Here is a 15501-nt window from a genome sequence, read left to right on the forward strand (position 1 = left end):
GGGAACCGGAAGGAGCACACCGCACCGAGGAGGAGACCGTGTCCCTGGAGGCCGTGCTGCGCCCGATCGCCGTCGTCGGGGGCTCGCTCGTGGTCACGACCGTCCTGGTCTGGCTGATCGACCGAACCCTGCTGCGGATCGACACCCGGCACCCGGAGACCCCCCTGTGGGGTCTGCTGCGGCGCTGCCGGATACCGCTCCAACTCATGCTCGCCGCCGCCCTGTTGCTCGGCAGCTTCGAGCAGACCGAGATCCCGGTCGTGGTGGACCACTCGGTGGGCATCGGCCAGGCGCTGACGCTGGTGCTGATAGCCGCCACCGCCTGGCTGCTGGTGCGGGTCGCGGCGGCCGTCGTGGAGTCGTCGTACACCCGCTATGCGGCCGGCGCCCGGGACGCGGCGCGGGTGCGCCGGGTGCGGACGCAGGTGACGCTGATCCAGCGGGTGGTGACCGCGGCCGTGATCGTGATCGCGGCGGCCTCGATGCTGCTGACGTTCCCGCAGATGAGGGCGGTGGGCACGTCCGTGCTGGCGTCCGCCGGGCTGGTGGGCATCGTCGCCGGTATCGCCGCCCAGTCCACGCTGGGCAATCTCTTCGCCGGACTCCAGATCGCGTTCGGCGACATGGTCCGCATCGGGGACACCGTGGTGGTGGACGGCCAGTGGGGCACCGTCGAGGAGATCACGCTGACGTTCCTGAGCGTACGCACCTGGGACGAGCGCCGGATCACCATGCCGGTGTCGTACTTCACCAGCAAGCCGTTCGAGAACTGGTCGCGCGGCGGCGCCCAGATGACCGGCGCGGTCTTCTTCCACCTCGACCACTCCGCCCCGGTGGAGAAGATGCGGCAGCATCTGCACGAGCTGCTCCAGGAGAGCCCGGAGTGGGACGCCCGGTCCTGGAGCCTGGTGGTCACCGACACCACGCCGTCCACCATCGTGGTGCGTGCCCTGGTCACCGCCCGCGACTCGGACGCGCTGTGGACGGTGCGCTGCCAGGTCCGCGAGCGGATGATCGAGTGGCTGCGGACCGAGCACGCCTACGCGCTGCCGCGGATCGCCACCGCGCCGGCGGCGTCCGCGGAGGAGGGCCGGCGCCCGCTGCCGCCCGGCCCGGCGGACGACCCGCACGCCCCGGGCACCACCCGGGGCCGCTGACCGGCCGCCGCCTCATGGGCCGCGCCGGGCCCGCCGGCCCTACGGGGCCGCCCGCAGGCTCCGCATGTCCAGATGGCGCAGCACCCGGTCGACGATCTCCGGGTCGGCGCCCGGTTCGCTGCGCGCCGCCAGCACCTCGTGCCGGGCGGCCGAGAGCATCTCGTTCTGGATCCGCTGGACCTTCTTGACCCGGGTGATGCGCTTGTCGAACAGCTCGCGCCGCTCGTCGTCGACGATGTCCGGCGCGATCCGGGCCCCGATGTCGTAGGCCCGGCGGGCCAGTTGGTCGGCGACCTCGTCGGACACCTCCTCGACCTCCAGGACCTCCTTCAGCCGCCGCTTGGACGCCTTGATCACCCGCAGCGCCAGCTCCCGCTCCAGCGCGTCCGCCGCGTCGGTGTCGGCCCGCACCCTCAGCCTGCGCACCAGCCACGGCAGCGTCAGCCCCTGGACGACCAGGGTGGAGAGCACCACCGCGAAGGCGATGAAGAGGATCTCGTCGCGGGCCGGGAAGGGCCCGCCGTCCACCCCGAAGGGGATGGCCAGCGCCAGTGCCACCGAAGCCACCCCGCGCATCCCCGACCACCACATGATGACCGTCTCGCGCCAGCTCATCGGGATGTCCTCGTCGTAGTCCCGGCGCTTGTGCATCCGCTTGGCGAGCCAGGCCGCGGGCAGCAGCCACACCAGCCGCACCGCGACGACCACCGCCACCACCGCGGCGCCGGCGCCCAGCATCGCGCCCCAGCGGCCGGAGGCGGCGCCGATGATGTTGTGCAGTTCCAGGCCGATCAGCCCGAAGGCGACACCGGTGACGAGGGTGTCGACCACCTCCCAGAAGGTGTAGCCGGCCAGCCGGCCCAGCACGTCGTCCGCGTCCACCGCGTACTCGGCCAGGAACAGCCCGCTGGTCAGCACCGCGAGCACGCCCGACCCCTTGAACTCCTCGGCCAGCACGTACGACACGAACGGCACCAGCAGCGTCAGCCCGATCTGCAGCGTCGGATCGCCCAGCCGCCCCATCAGCTGGTTGGTGACCCAGCCGAGCGCCAGACCCACCGCTATGGCGACGACGGCGGAGAGCACCAGCGAGCCCACCGCGCCGGACACCGAGAAGCTGCCGCTGATCACCGCGGCCAGCGCGACGTGGTACAGCACGATCGCGGTGACGTCGTTGAACAGCCCCTCGCCCTCCAGGATGGAGACCATGCGGCGGGGCAGCCCGAGCTTGCCGGCCACCGCGGTGGCGGCCACCGGGTCGGGCGGGGCGACCAGCGCCCCCAGGACCACCGCGGCGGCCACCGGCATCCCGGGCACCACCGCCTGGGCCACCGCCGCGACCGCCGCCGTGGTGGCGAACACCAGCAGCACGGCGAGCAGGAAGATCGGCCGGAGGTTGGCGGTGAACTGCCGCCAGGAGGTGCGCTGGACGGCCGCGTAGAGCAGCGGCGGCAGCACGATCGGCAGGATGTACTCCGGCGGCACCTGGACGTTGGGCACGAACGGGAGCAGTGCCAGCACCGCGCCCGCGAGCGTCATCAGCACCGGCGAGGGCAGGCCCAGCCGGTCGCCGAGCGGCACCATCACCACCGCTCCGAGGAGGAGGACGAACAGCAGGGCCAACTGATCCACGGTGGCTACGCTCCGGGGCGGTCGATTTCGATCACATTCCGCCCCAAGCGTGCCATGAAGTGATCAGACGCCCGCTTTCACGCCCCGGACGTCAGTGGCTCTCCTCCCGGACGGTGTCCAGCGCATGCTGGAGATCCGCCGGGTACGCGCTCTCGAACTCCACCCAGCGCCCGTCCGACGGGTGCTCGAAGCCCAGCCGCACCGCGTGCAGCCACTGCCGGGCGACGCCCAGCCGCTTGGCGAGGGTGGGGTCCGCGCCGTACGTCAGGTCGCCGACGCAGGGGTGCCGGTGCGCGGACATGTGCACCCGGATCTGGTGCGTCCGGCCGGTCTCCAGCTTGATGTCCAGCAGGCTGGCCGCCCGGAACGCCTCGATCAGGTCGTAGTGGGTGACCGAGGGCTTGCCGTCGGCGGTCACCGCCCACTTGTAGTCGTGGTTCGGGTGCCGGCCGATGGGTGCGTCGATGGTGCCGCTCAGCGGGTCCGGGTGGCCCTGCACCAGCGCGTGGTAGCGCTTGTCCGGCACCCGCTCCTTGAACTGCCGCTTCAGCGAGGTGTACGCGCGCTCCGACTTGGCGACCACCATCAGCCCGGAGGTGCCGACGTCGAGGCGGTGCACGATGCCCTGCCGCTCGGCCGCCCCGGAGGTGGAGATCCGGTACCCGGCCGCGGCCAGACCGCCGATGACGGTGGTGCCGCTCCAGCCGGGGCTGGGGTGCGCGGCGACCCCCACCGGCTTGCCGATCACCACGACGTCCTCGTCGTCGTGCACGATCTCCATGCCCTCGACGGGCTCGGCCACGATCTCCACCGGCGCGGCCGCCGGCGGCATCTCGACCTCCAGCCAGGCACCCCCGTGCACCCGCTCGGACTTCATCACCTCGGAGCCGTCGACCCGGACCTTGCCGGCCGACGCCAGCTCGGCGGCCTTCGTCCGGGAGAAGCCGAACATGCGGGCCAGCGCGGCGTCCACGCGCTCGCCCTCCAGGCCGTCCGGTACGGGCAGGGTGCGGATCTCGGGGAAGGTGCTCACCCCACGAGTATGGCAGTCCCCCGACACTGCCCCGCCCGGCGGCGGACCCCGACCACCGGGCCGGGACGCGGGCCGTCAGTCCTTGTGGACGGTCCCGTCCGGGTCCAGGCCCCGGAAGGACAGCAGCACGATCAGCACGCCGCCGCAGACGATCGCGGAGTCCGCGAGGTTGAAGACCGCGAAGTGCGCCGGGGCGATGAAGTCCACCACCGCGCCCTGGAAGACGCCCGGCGAGCGGAAGATCCGGTCGGTGAGGTTGCCGAACGCACCGCCCAGCAGCAGCCCCAGCGCGATCGCCCACGGCAGGCTGTAGAGCTTGCGGGCGATCCGGGCGATCACCACGATCACCACCGCGGCGATGATGGTCAGGAACACCGTCAGCGCCTCGCCGAACCCGAAGGCGGCCCCGCGGTTGCGGATCACACTGAACTGCAGCAGCGTCCCGATGACCTCGACCGGCGCGTGGTGCTCCAGCTTGGCGACCACCGCGAGCTTGCTGCCCAGGTCGAGGAGGTAGACGACCGCGGCCACCAGCAGCAGCGCGGCGATCCGCCGCCTGCCGCGCCCGGTCGGCCGCTCGCCCTCCACCGGCCGGCCCCCTTCGGATCCCGCCGCGGTGCCCGCCCCGGAACCCGGTTCGGATTCCGGCGTACCGGTGATGCGTTCCGCCTCTGCCACGTGTGCGTCCCTCAGCCCGTCGTGTCCTTCACCAGGCCCAGCCCGGCTGCCCACGAGAGTACGGCACCCGTCTGCGGGGAAGGGCCGGACGGGTGCCGGCCGGCTCACCCGGCGCGGCGGCGGCGCACGGCTCAGCGCCGCTCCTGCTTCTGCTTGCACTCCACGCAGAGCGTCGCCCGCGGGAACGCCTGCATCCGCGCCTTGCCGATCGCCTTGCCGCAGTTCTCGCACAGGCCGTAGGTGCCGGCGTCCAGCCGGCCGAGCGCCCGCTCGGTCTGGTGCAGCATCTCGCGGGCGTTGGAGGCCAGCGCCAGCTCGTGCTCGCGGGTGATGTTCTTGGTGCCGGTGTCGGCCTCGTCGTCGCCCGCGCCGTCCCCGGAGTCCCGCATCAGCCCGGCGATGGCGTCCTCGGCGGAGACGATCTCCGCCCGCAGCCGGCCCACCTCCTCCATCAGGCCGGACCGCGCCTCGGCCACCTCCGCCGGCGTCCAGGGCTCCTCACCGGGCCGTACCGCGAGTTCGCCGGGCGCCACGGCCGTACGGGCCGGGGGCGCCCCGGATTCCGCGCCGCCCATGGCCGCCGCGGCCGCCGTCCTCTTCGCCGCCACCGTCCTGGCTCCCGTCTCCTCCGCCGGCCCGGCCGTCTCCCCGGCCGCCGCCCTCGCGGCGGTCGCCTTCCTCGCCGCCGTCTTCTTGGCCGCCGTCTTCTTCGCGGCAGTGGTCTTCTTCGCCGCCGCCTTCTTCGTGGCGGTCCTCTTCGCCGCCGTCTTCTTGGCCGGCGCCTTCTTCGCGGCGGCCTGCTCCGGCGCGGCCCCGGTCGTCTCCTCGCGGACGGACTGCTGCGCGACGTCCTCGTCAGTGGGCCCGGCGGACGTCGTGGTCTTCTCCGCGGCGGTCTTCTTCGCCACCATGGCCGCGACCCCTTCACATATGTGATCTTGTTCGCGAATCGTGACCGGAACGATAAATCGCCCCACGGCACGCGGCAACGGGACGCACCGCCCGGCCGCCCCGCCACCGGGACCGTACGTCCGGTCTGCCTCGTTTGTGCCCCGCTGTCCGCGCGGTAATCCGCCCCGGAACAACCGGCTCCGCGGGGCCCGGCATTCGGGTCAGCCACCGGGCGGCGGCCGGCACCCCGAAATCCGGTCGGCCGGCGTCGGCGCGGCCCTTTACACTGTGGGGGCACCCCCTGCTCGAGCGCAGTCGAGAGCTTGGGGGACCAGCGCAAGGCGTCGATGGGACGAGTAGCGTCATACGCAGCCTGAAGCGATCCGGGGACGGTGCGAGCCCGGAGGCGTGCATGACGTGAAGATCACCCGGAGCCGCCGGAAGAAAGCCATCGGAAGAGCGGGCCCCGCCAAGGGGCCGCGGATCCACCGGCGACTAGAACCGGCAGCGCGATCCCAATGAGGGGGCGGTGCGGCGCGCACCGCCAAGGAGGGTGGTACCGCGGGAGCCAGCGCTCTCGTCCCTCCGGTCGGAGAACGCACCCAGGTGTCCGCCGGAGGAACCGATGAGTCCCACACCCCAGTACCGCCCGGTACCCGCCCAGGTAGACCTGCCCGCCCTGGAACACGCGGTGCTCGACTTCTGGCAGGAGCGGAAGATCTTCGCCCGCACCCTCCAGCAGTCCGAGGGCCGCCCCGAGTGGGTCTTCTACGAGGGCCCCCCGACGGCCAACGGTATGCCCGGCGCCCACCACATCGAGGCCCGCGTCTTCAAGGACGTCTTCCCCCGGTTCCGCACCATGCGGGGCTACCACGTCGACCGCAAGGCCGGCTGGGACTGCCACGGCCTCCCGGTCGAGCTGGCCGTGGAGAAGGAGCTGGGCTTCAGCGGCAAGAAGGACATCGAGGCGTACGGCATCGCCGAGTTCAACGCCAAGTGCCGCGAGTCGGTGACCCGGCACACCGACGCCTTCGCCGCGCTCACCACGCGCATGGGCTACTGGACGGACCTGGACGCCCCGTACCGCACCATGGACCCCGACTACATCGAGTCGGTCTGGTGGTCGCTGAAGGAGATCTTCTCCAAGGGCCTGCTGGTCCAGGACCACCGCGTCGCCCCCTGGTGCCCGCGCTGCGGCACCGGCCTGTCGGACCACGAGCTGGCGCAGGGCTACGAGACGGTCGTCGACCCCTCGGTCTTCGTCCGCCTGCCGCTGACCTCCGGCCCGCTGGCCGGGCGGGCCGCCCTCCTGGTCTGGACGACCACCCCCTGGACCCTGGTGTCCAACACCGCGGTCGCCGCCCACCCCGACGTCACCTACGTCGTGGCCACCGACGGCACCGAGCAGCTGGTCGTCGCCGAGCCGCTGCTGGAGAAGGCGCTGGGCGAAGGCTGGACGGCCACCGGCGAGTCCTTCACCGGCCGCGAGATGGAGCGCTGGGCCTACGAGCGCCCGTTCCACCTCGTCGACCTCGACGGCGCCAACTTCGTCGTCAACGCCGAGTACGTCACCACCGACGACGGCACCGGCCTCGTCCACCAAGCCCCCGCCTTCGGTGAGGACGACCTCCGCACCTGCCGCGCCTACGGCCTCCCGGTGGTCAACCCGGTCCGCCCGGACGGCACCTTCGAGGAGCAACTCCCGCTCGTCGGCGGCCAGTTCTTCAAGAAGGCCGACGAAGCCCTCGTCGCCGACCTCGACGCCCGCGGTCTGCTCTTCCGCCACGTCGCCTACGAGCACAGCTACCCGCACTGCTGGCGCTGCCACACCGCGCTGCTCTACTACGCCCAGCCGTCGTGGTACATCCGCACCACCGCGGTCAAGGACGCCCTGCTGCGGGAGAACGAGAACACCAACTGGTTCCCGGAGTCGGTCAAGCACGGCCGGTTCGGCGACTGGCTGAACAACAACATCGACTGGGCGCTCTCCCGCAACCGCTACTGGGGCACCCCGCTGCCCATCTGGCGCTGCGAGGAGGGCCACCTGACCTGCGTCGGCTCGCTCGCCGAGCTGACCAAGCTGACCGGCACCGACCAGTCCGGCCTGGACCCGCACCGCCCGTTCATCGACGCGGTCACCTTCGGCTGCACCCACAAGGGCTGCACGCTGACCGCGGTCCGCGTCCCGGAGGTCATCGACGCCTGGTACGACTCCGGCTCGATGCCCTTCGCGCAGTGGGGCTACCCGTACCGCAACAAGGAGCTCTTCGAGAAGCGGTACCCGGCGCAGTTCATCTCCGAGGCCATCGACCAGACCCGCGGCTGGTTCTACACCCTCATGGCCGTCGGCACCCTGGTCTTCGACAAGTCGTCGTACGAGAACGTGGTCTGCCTCGGCCACATCCTCGCCGAGGACGGCCGGAAGATGTCCAAGCACCTGGGCAACACCCTCCAGCCGATCCCGCTCATGGACCAGCACGGCGCCGACGCGGTCCGCTGGTTCATGGCGGCCGGCGGCTCCCCCTGGGCGGCCCGCCGCGTCGGCCACGGCACCATCCAGGAAGTCGTCCGCAAGACCCTGCTGACGTACTGGAACACCGTCGCCTTCCAGGCGCTCTACGCCCGCACCTCCGGCTGGGCGCCGTCCGCCGCCGACCCGGCCCCGGCCGACCGCCCGCTGCTGGACCGCTGGCTGCTCGGCGAGCTCAACACCCTGGTCGAGGGCGTGACCGAGGCCCTGGAGAGCTACGACACCCAGCGCGCCGGCAAGCTGCTCTCCGCCTTCGTCGACGACCTCTCCAACTGGTACGTCCGGCGCTCCCGCCGCCGCTTCTGGCAGGGCGACGCGGCCGCGCTGCGCACCCTGCACGACGTCGTCGAGACGGTCACCCGGCTGATGGCCCCGCTCGTCCCGTTCATCACCGAGCGGGTCTGGCAGGACCTGGTCGTCCCGGTCACCCCGGACGCCCCGGATTCCGTCCACCTCGCCACCTGGCCGGAGGCCGACCGGGCGCTGATCGACCCGGCGCTCTCCGCGCAGATGCAGCTGGTGCGCCGGCTGGTCGAGCTGGGCCGCGCGACCCGCGCCGAGTCCGGCGTCAAGACCCGCCAGCCGCTCTCCCGCGCCCTGGTCGGCGCCCACGGCTTCGCGGACCTCTCCGAGGACCTGCGCGCCCAGATCGCCGAGGAGCTGAACGTCAGCTCGCTGGCCTCCCTGTCCGAGGTGGGCGGCTCGCTGGTCGACACCACCGCCAAGGCCAACTTCCGGGCCCTGGGCAAGCGGTTCGGCAAGGGCGTCCAGGCGGTCGCCAAGGCGGTCGCCGGCGCGGACGCCGCCGCGCTCTCGCTCGCACTGCGCGAGGGCACGGCGAGCGTCGAGGTGGACGGCGAGACGGTCGCCCTCACCCCCGAAGAGGTCATCATCACCGAAACCCCGCGCGAGGGCTGGTCGGTCGCCTCCGACCAGGGCGCGACGGTCGCCCTCGACCTGGAGATCACCCCGGAGCTGCGCCGCGCAGGTCTCGCCCGCGACGCGATCCGGCTGATCCAGGAGGCCCGCAAGAACAGCGGCCTGGACGTCGCCGACCGGATCGCCCTCCGCTGGGCCGCCGCCGACGACGAGGTGCGCACGGCGCTGGCCGACCACGCCACGCTGATCGCCGACGAGGTGCTGGCCACCGACTTCGCCGCCGGTGAGCCGGACGGTTCCTACGGCCCGGCCTTCACCGACGAGGCACTGTCCCTGACCTTCCACCTCCGCAAGGCGTAACGGAGCGCGGAAGCACGGCAGAGCACGACCGGGCCCCGGCGCATCGCGCGCCGGGGCCCTCGCTCTTGTCCGCCCCCGTGTACCACCGCCGCGCCCCCCGCGCGGACGACACGGGCAGCCGGCACCCGCACCGCGGCACGAACAGGGCCGGGCCCCGAGGGATCTCCCTCGGGGCCCGGCCCTGATTGCCGACTCTGCGCGCCGTACCGGCGTCAGCCGTCCCTCAGTTGTCGTCCTCGTCGATGAGGAAGCCGCGCATCGGCGACGGCGTCTGCTGCATCGGCGACGGACCCTGCGGCCGCACCGGTGCCATCGGCTGGGTCATCGCCGGCGACATCTGCTGCTGGCCGCCGTAGGACGGACCACCGCTGGACGGGCTGCTCATGGAGTGGTTGCCGCCCATCGACTGGCCGCCACCCATGGTGTGGTTGCCGCCCATGGTGCCCGCACCGGCCGACGCCATCGACGGCGACGGCGGCAGCGAGGCGGCAGCCGGGGTTCGCGGCGGGGCCAGCGAGTCGTCGGACTGGTTCTCCAGCTGACGCAGCTGGCTCTCCAGGTACGACTTCAGACGGGTGCGGTACTCGCGCTCGAAGCCGCGCAGGTCCTCGACCTTGCGCTCCAGCGTCGCGCGGGCCGACTCCAGCGAGCCCATCGCCACGCGGTGCTTCTCCTGCGCGTCCCGCTCCAGCGCGTCGGCCTTGGCGCGGGCGTCCCGCTCCAGGCCCTCGGCACGGCTGCGCGCCTCGCCGACGATCTTGTTGGCCTCGGAACGGGCCTCCGCGATCGCCTGGTCGGCGGTCTGCTGTGCCAGCGACAGCACGCGGGCCGCGCTGTCACCGCCGGGGCCGCCCTGCTGCTGGGCCGGCTGCGGCAGTTGCTGTCCGGGACCGCCCATCGGACCGCCCAGCGGGCCGCCCTGGCCCATCGGGCCGGGACCGTGCGGGCCCTGCGGACCGGGACCGTGGCCACCGGGACCGGGAGGCAGCTGCGGTGCACCACCGGGCAGTTGGGGCGGGCCACCCATCCCCTGCTGCTGCGGCGGAACCGGCTGCGGACCGGATATGGCGGCGGGCACCGGAGCCCCCGGCCGCTGCTGCTGCTCCTGCTGCTGGTCGGGACCCTTGCGCAGACCCTGCTGCTGGTTCTGCGCGGCGGCACGAGTGGCGGCGGCCAGCTTGGCGCGCAGGTCCTCGTTCTCCCGGAGCAGGCGGGTCAGTTCGGCCTCGACCTCGTCGAGAAAGGCATCGACCTCGTCCTCGTCATAGCCTTCTCGGAGGCGGACGGTCGTGAACTGCTTGTTCCGCACATCCTCGGGGGTCAACGGCATCTCTACTTCACCTCAACGTAGTCGTCGGCAATCGGCAAGACCGTATCGTTCACACCAACAACACCGACCTCACGACGGTGATCAGGATGTAGACGATGATCATCAATACGAAGAAGGACAGGTCGAGCGCCACGCCCCCGAGACGCAGCGGCGGGATGACCCGCCGCAGAAGCTTGAGTGGCGGATCGGTGACAGTGTAGGTGGCCTCAAGAATCACCACCATCGCCTTGCCGGGTTGCCATGAACGGGCGAACTGGAAGACATAGTCCATCACCAGGCGGAAGATCAGCAGGATCAGGAAGCAGTACAGCGCGATGTAGATCACCTGACCAGCGACACTCATCTCGCGCTTCCCTCTCCCCTTGTTCCTGTGCCGACCTTACGGCCCTGGTGTGCCCGGTGTTGCGTCTCAGCTCTGGTTGAAGAATCCGCCCTCTGCGATACGGGCCTTGTCCTCCGCCGTGACATCGACGTTAGCAGGCGACAACAGGAACACCTTCTGCGTCACCCGCTCAATGCTCCCGTGCAGTCCGAAGACCAGACCGGCCGCAAAGTCGACAAGTCGCTTCGCGTCGGTGTCGTCCATCTCCGTGAGATTCATGATCACCGGAGTGCCCTCACGGAAGTGTTCCCCGATGGTACGGGCTTCGTTGTAGGTCCGGGGGTGCAGTGTGGTGATGCGGTAAGGCTCCCGCTCGGACACAACTTTGGGCATGATCACCGGTGCGTTCTTCTCTAGGTTCGGGCGTTCGGGTGTGATGGATGCCACGGGGGCGATACGCGCGGGTCGTCCGCTTTCCGCGGCGAGCGGGGCGGGTTCACGCGGCGCGGGAGGCGTCACGGCACGGACCGGTTCCTCCCGTTCCGGGCGTGTTTCGGCCGGGACTTGGTGCTGTTGCCGCCGTCCCCGATCGGGCTCCGGGTCCAGCTCGGGCTCGAACTCGTCGTCGGGGTCGAACCCCCGGCCGTCGTACCCATCGTCCTCCACGAGGCCGAGGTAGACCGCCATCTTGCGCATCGCGCCGGCCATTCTCTGCGTCCTCCGCTCTGTGGTGGATCGGCTCCGTCACCGGGGCCCTTGGATCCACTCGGCCTGCCCGCCTCCTGCGGGAATGACCATATTTTGTGCTGTGGTCCGACTTGCTTGGCGACGTTACCCGAGCCGTGGTCGGACTCCGAGTACCGCGGTACCGATGCGCACATGTGTCGCCCCGGCCGCCACCGCGTCTTCGAGGTCCGCACTCATGCCTGCCGACACCATGGTGGCAGCAGGATGGGTCGCGCGCAGGTCGGATGAGATTTCCACGAGCCGCTCGAAAGCGGCCCGTTGACGTCCGGCGTACGGTCCGGCCAGCGGCGCGACCGTCATCAGACCGTCCAGGCGCAACCCCTGTGCGGCGGCGATCGCCGCGGCGAGTTCCGCGACGCCCTCGGGCGCCACGCCGCCGCGATCCCCTGTCATACGTCCGTTCTGCCCTGACTCGACATCAAATGCCACCTGGATCAGACAGCCCAGCTCCCGTCCGGCGCGGACCGCCTCCTTGGAGAGCGCGGTGACGAGCCGGGGCCGGTCGACCGACTGGACGATCCCGGCGTAGTCGGCCACCGACCGCACCTTGTTGGTCTGCAATTGACCGACGAAGTGCCAAGTCAGCGGCAAATCGGCACATTCAGCCGCTTTGGGCGCCGCTTCCTGATCGCGGTTCTCCGCGACCTGGCGCACCCCCAGCTCCGCGAGCAGCCGGACATCGCTCGCAGGGTAGGTCTTGGTGACGACGATCAGCGTGACCTCGTCCCGTGACCGGCCGGCCTTGGCGCAGGCCGTGGAGATACGATCCTCCACCCGCGCCAGGTTGTCGGCCAGTTGCGTTCTGCGGTCGTCGGTCACAGCTCAGCCTCTCCGGGGCCGCCCCCGAGCCATACGTAACTCGCGAGCCGCCCGGTCGTGCGGTCGCGCCGGTACGAGTAGTGGTCCGCCGACTCCCGGGTGCAGATCGGCGATTGCTCCCGCAACTGCACACCCTTCGCGGCGAGTTGGGCGCGCACCCCCGCGGTGACGTCCACCGACGGGGTGCCCCAGGAGGTGGTCGCCCAGGATTCCGGCACCACCGTGGCGACCTCGGCACGCATCTCCTCGGGCACCTCGTAGCAGCGTCCGCAGACCGCGGGCCCGGTGTACGCGAGGATCCGGGACGGCTCCGCGCCCAGCTCGGCCATGGCGGCGAGGACCGCCGGGACGACCCCGGCGACCAGCCCCGGCCGCCCGGCGTGCGCGGCACCCGCCACCCCGGCGACCGGGTCGGCGAGCAGGACCGGGGTGCAGTCGGCGGTGAGCACGGCCAGCGCCAGGCCCCGACGGGCGGTCACCACCGCGTCCACGGACGGGATCCCGCCCTCCCTCCAGGGGCCGTCGACCACGGCCACGTCCCGGCCGTGGACCTGGTTCATCCAGACCACCGCGGCCGGGTCCAGGCCCAGGTCCCGGGCCACCAGGTCGCGGTTGGTGCGGACGGCGGCGGGGTCGTCGCCCACCGCGCCGCCCAGGTTGAGCTGCTCATACGGAGCGGCGCTCACCCCGCCCCACCTGTCGGTGAAGGCGAAGTGCGCGCCGCTCACGTGGTGCTGTTGCCCTATCACGTCGGTGTTTACGTCACTTCAGGAAGTCGGGAACGTCCAGTTCCTCGGCCGCGGAGTCCGAGTACGGACGGGCCGGGGGAACCGAGGGGCCTCCGGCCGGCGGGGTGGACACCTCGCCCAGGGACGTGGACTCGGACGACACCGGGGCCTCGTCCCGGACCGGCGGGACCGCGCCCAGGCCGCCGAACGACGGGGCGGGGCGGGGCGGCTCGACCGGGGGCGCGGTCGGGCGGACCGGCGCCGGAACGGGCTCGTCGCGCTTCGGGGAGGGCATACCGGCCTGCTGGGCATCGCGGCGGGCCGGCGGCTGACCGCCGTCGAAGCCCGCGGCGATGACGGTGACGCGGACCTCGTCGCCCAGCGCGTCGTCGATGACCGCACCGAAGATGATGTTGGCCTCGGGGTGCGCGGCCTCGCTGACCAGCTGCGCGGCCTCGTTGATCTCGAAGAGGCCGAGGTCGGAGCCGCCGGAGATGGAGAGCAGCACCCCGCGGGCACCGTCGATCGACGCCTCCAGGAGCGGCGACGAGATCGCCATCTCCGCGGCGGCGACCGCGCGGTCGTCACCGCGCGCCGAACCGATGCCCATGAGCGCCGAGCCGGCCTCGGACATCACGGACTTGACGTCGGCGAAGTCGAGGTTGATCAGACCCGGGGTGGTGATGAGGTCGGTGATGCCCTGGACACCCGACAGCAGCACCTGGTCCGCGGACTTGAACGCGTCGAGCACGCTCACCTGGCGGTCCGAGATGGACAGCAGACGGTCGTTGGGGATCACGATGAGGGTGTCGACCTCTTCGCGAAGGCTCGCGATGCCGTCCTCGGCCTGGTTGGCGCGGCGCCGGCCCTCGAAGGTGAACGGCCGGGTGACCACACCGATCGTCAGGGCCCCCAGCGAGCGGGCGATGTTGGCGACGACCGGTGCACCGCCGGTGCCCGTCCCGCCGCCCTCACCCGCGGTCACGAAGACCATGTCGGCCCCCTTGAGGACCTCCTCGATCTCCTCGCGGTGGTCCTCGGCCGCCTTGCGGCCCACGTCCGGGTTGGCGCCGGCGCCCAGGCCACGGGTCATCTCACGGCCGACGTCGAGCTTGACGTCGGCGTCGCTCATCAGCAACGCCTGCGCATCGGTGTTGATCGCGATGAACTCGACGCCCTTGAGCCCGACCTCGATCATCCGGTTGATGGCGTTCACGCCACCGCCGCCGATGCCGACGACCTTGATGACTGCGAGGTAGTTCTGCGGTGCTGCCACGTCGAAGGCCTCTCGCCTCGATTTACGTGTCGTCGCCGCACATTGCGTGTGGACGCCGACTGATGCCGAAGGGATGGTCCGCTCTGCCGACCCGAACCCTAACGCTGAAGTTTAGGGTTACTGTGCCTGTGTTCCTGGTTCCACGGTCCCTTTGGAACGAGACACTAAGTCGACAAGGTGCGCGCGTTCAACGAACACGCCGAACCTCCCGTTTTTCTTTTCACCCTATGTGATCACCCATAGTCGTAGCCATCCAGGGTGCTGGCCTGCGCCGCGGTACGTCAACTCCCGGACACCGCGGGCGCGCTGGGCACCGAGATGTCGAGGTGCTGCGCGTCACGGGCGGCCTTCATCAGCTCGGCCAGTACCTTCGCCTTTTCGGCGCCCTGCTCGCTGCTGCCCCACATCACCGTGCGGCCACCTGGGAGTTCGAGGGTGACGGAATCGTAGGAGCGCATCCGGAGGGTGCGGATGTCCTTCCGGACGGCCTCCGGGAGGTCCCGGGCGACGGTGACCGCGGCGCGCAGCAAGCGGCTGGTTCCAAAACGGTGCAGGCTCGGGGAGTCGGAAACGGTCAATTCCAGAAGCGGGATGCCGCGGGGCGCGTGGCTCACCGTGGCGAAACGGACGCCCTCGCCGTCCACTTCCACGAACTTCCCGTTCGCCCGCAGCAGCAGTTCCGGCGTCCTTTCGGTCACTTCCAGTCCGAGGGTGTGCGGCCAGGAACGGGTGATGTCAACACTCTTGAGGCGCGGGAGCCGGGCCAGCAGCCGGCGGCGCACCGCGTCGGTGTCCACGGAGGCGAGCGGCGCGCCCGTCGGGGCGGACGCGGCGGCGACCACCTGCTCCGGCGTGAGGACGTCGGTGCCGGTGACCCGGACGCCCTCCAGCCGGAGCCAGTCCGAGCCGTAGAGCGCCCAGGCGCCGAACCCGCCCAGCAGCGCCGCGAGAACCACGGCGATGATCACACCGCGGCGGCCCGGACGGCGGAGCCGCGGGCGCGGCAGCCGGAGGCGGGGGCCGCCGGGCCGTGGTGAAGGGCGCGGGCCGGACCGCGACTTCTTCGCTCCGCGCCTGGCGGTGGTCGGTCCGGCCACGCTCTCCGCCTTCTCTCGTCCG

Annotated in this window: 13 protein-coding genes; 2 read left to right on the plus strand and 11 right to left on the minus strand. The window is 71.5% G+C overall.

Annotation, left to right across the window (positions count from 1 at the left end; genetic code table 11):
* Window positions 1-44 precede the first annotated feature (44 nt).
* Window positions 45-1157 (plus strand): mechanosensitive ion channel family protein, encoded by a 1113-nt coding sequence (locus tag K2224_RS25985; protein ID WP_260693507.1) that lies wholly within the window; start codon window positions 45-47, stop codon window positions 1155-1157.
* Between the two features lie 39 nt (window positions 1158-1196).
* Here the strand turns inward: K2224_RS25985 and K2224_RS25990 are convergent, their stop codons facing one another.
* The 4 genes from K2224_RS25990 to K2224_RS26005 form a co-directional block, all read right to left on the minus strand.
* Window positions 1197-2789, minus strand: a complete 1593-nt coding sequence (locus K2224_RS25990; protein ID WP_221908917.1) for a Na+/H+ antiporter — start codon at window positions 2787-2789, stop codon at window positions 1197-1199.
* 91 nt (window positions 2790-2880) lie between these two features.
* Complete coding sequence (locus K2224_RS25995; protein ID WP_018536714.1) at window positions 2881-3822, minus strand: RluA family pseudouridine synthase; 942 nt, start codon at window positions 3820-3822, stop codon at window positions 2881-2883.
* Window positions 3823-3897: 75 nt separating this feature from the next.
* On the minus strand, window positions 3898-4500 hold the full coding sequence (lspA, locus tag K2224_RS26000; RefSeq protein WP_221908918.1) for a signal peptidase II: 603 nt from the start codon (window positions 4498-4500) through the stop codon (window positions 3898-3900).
* 131 nt (window positions 4501-4631) lie between these two features.
* On the minus strand, window positions 4632-5411 hold the full coding sequence (locus K2224_RS26005; RefSeq protein ID WP_221908919.1) for a TraR/DksA C4-type zinc finger protein: 780 nt from the start codon (window positions 5409-5411) through the stop codon (window positions 4632-4634).
* Window positions 5412-6016: 605 nt separating this feature from the next.
* On the opposite strand from K2224_RS26005, the gene ileS reads away from it, so the two are divergent.
* Complete coding sequence (ileS, locus tag K2224_RS26010; RefSeq protein ID WP_221908920.1) at window positions 6017-9160, plus strand: isoleucine--tRNA ligase; 3144 nt, start codon at window positions 6017-6019, stop codon at window positions 9158-9160.
* Window positions 9161-9383: 223 nt separating this feature from the next.
* On the opposite strand, the gene K2224_RS26015 is transcribed toward ileS, so the two are convergent.
* The 7 genes from K2224_RS26015 to K2224_RS26045 all read right to left on the minus strand — a co-directional run bounded on the left by K2224_RS26015 (window position 9384) and on the right by K2224_RS26045 (window position 15479).
* Window positions 9384-10490, minus strand: coding sequence for a DivIVA domain-containing protein (locus K2224_RS26015; protein ID WP_221908921.1), 1107 nt, complete (start codon window positions 10488-10490; stop codon window positions 9384-9386).
* A 49-nt stretch (window positions 10491-10539) separates the two neighbouring features.
* Window positions 10540-10833 carry a YggT family protein gene (locus K2224_RS26020; RefSeq protein ID WP_039637383.1) on the minus strand — a complete coding sequence of 98 codons (294 nt, stop codon included), beginning with the start codon at window positions 10831-10833 and terminating at the stop codon, window positions 10540-10542.
* A gap of 66 nt (window positions 10834-10899) precedes the next feature.
* On the minus strand, window positions 10900-11520 hold the full coding sequence (locus tag K2224_RS26025; RefSeq protein ID WP_018536706.1) for a cell division protein SepF: 621 nt from the start codon (window positions 11518-11520) through the stop codon (window positions 10900-10902).
* A gap of 123 nt (window positions 11521-11643) precedes the next feature.
* Entirely contained in the window at window positions 11644-12378 is a 735-nt protein-coding gene (locus K2224_RS26030; protein WP_221908922.1) for a YggS family pyridoxal phosphate-dependent enzyme, read from the minus strand.
* A complete protein-coding gene (pgeF, locus tag K2224_RS26035; protein ID WP_221908923.1) occupies window positions 12375-13127 on the minus strand; it encodes a peptidoglycan editing factor PgeF in 753 nt (250 codons plus the stop codon). Before pgeF ends, K2224_RS26030 begins: the two co-directional genes overlap by 4 nt.
* 13 nt (window positions 13128-13140) lie before the next feature.
* Window positions 13141-14382, minus strand: coding sequence for a cell division protein FtsZ (gene ftsZ / locus K2224_RS26040; protein ID WP_221908924.1), 1242 nt, complete (start codon window positions 14380-14382; stop codon window positions 13141-13143).
* A 281-nt stretch (window positions 14383-14663) separates the two neighbouring features.
* On the minus strand, window positions 14664-15479 hold the full coding sequence (locus K2224_RS26045) for a cell division protein FtsQ/DivIB (protein WP_221908925.1): 816 nt from the start codon (window positions 15477-15479) through the stop codon (window positions 14664-14666).
* Between the last annotated feature and the right edge of the window lie 22 nt (window positions 15480-15501).

The organism is Streptomyces sp. BHT-5-2 (genome assembly GCF_019774615.1).
Classification (GTDB): Bacteria; Actinomycetota; Actinomycetes; order Streptomycetales; family Streptomycetaceae; genus Streptomyces.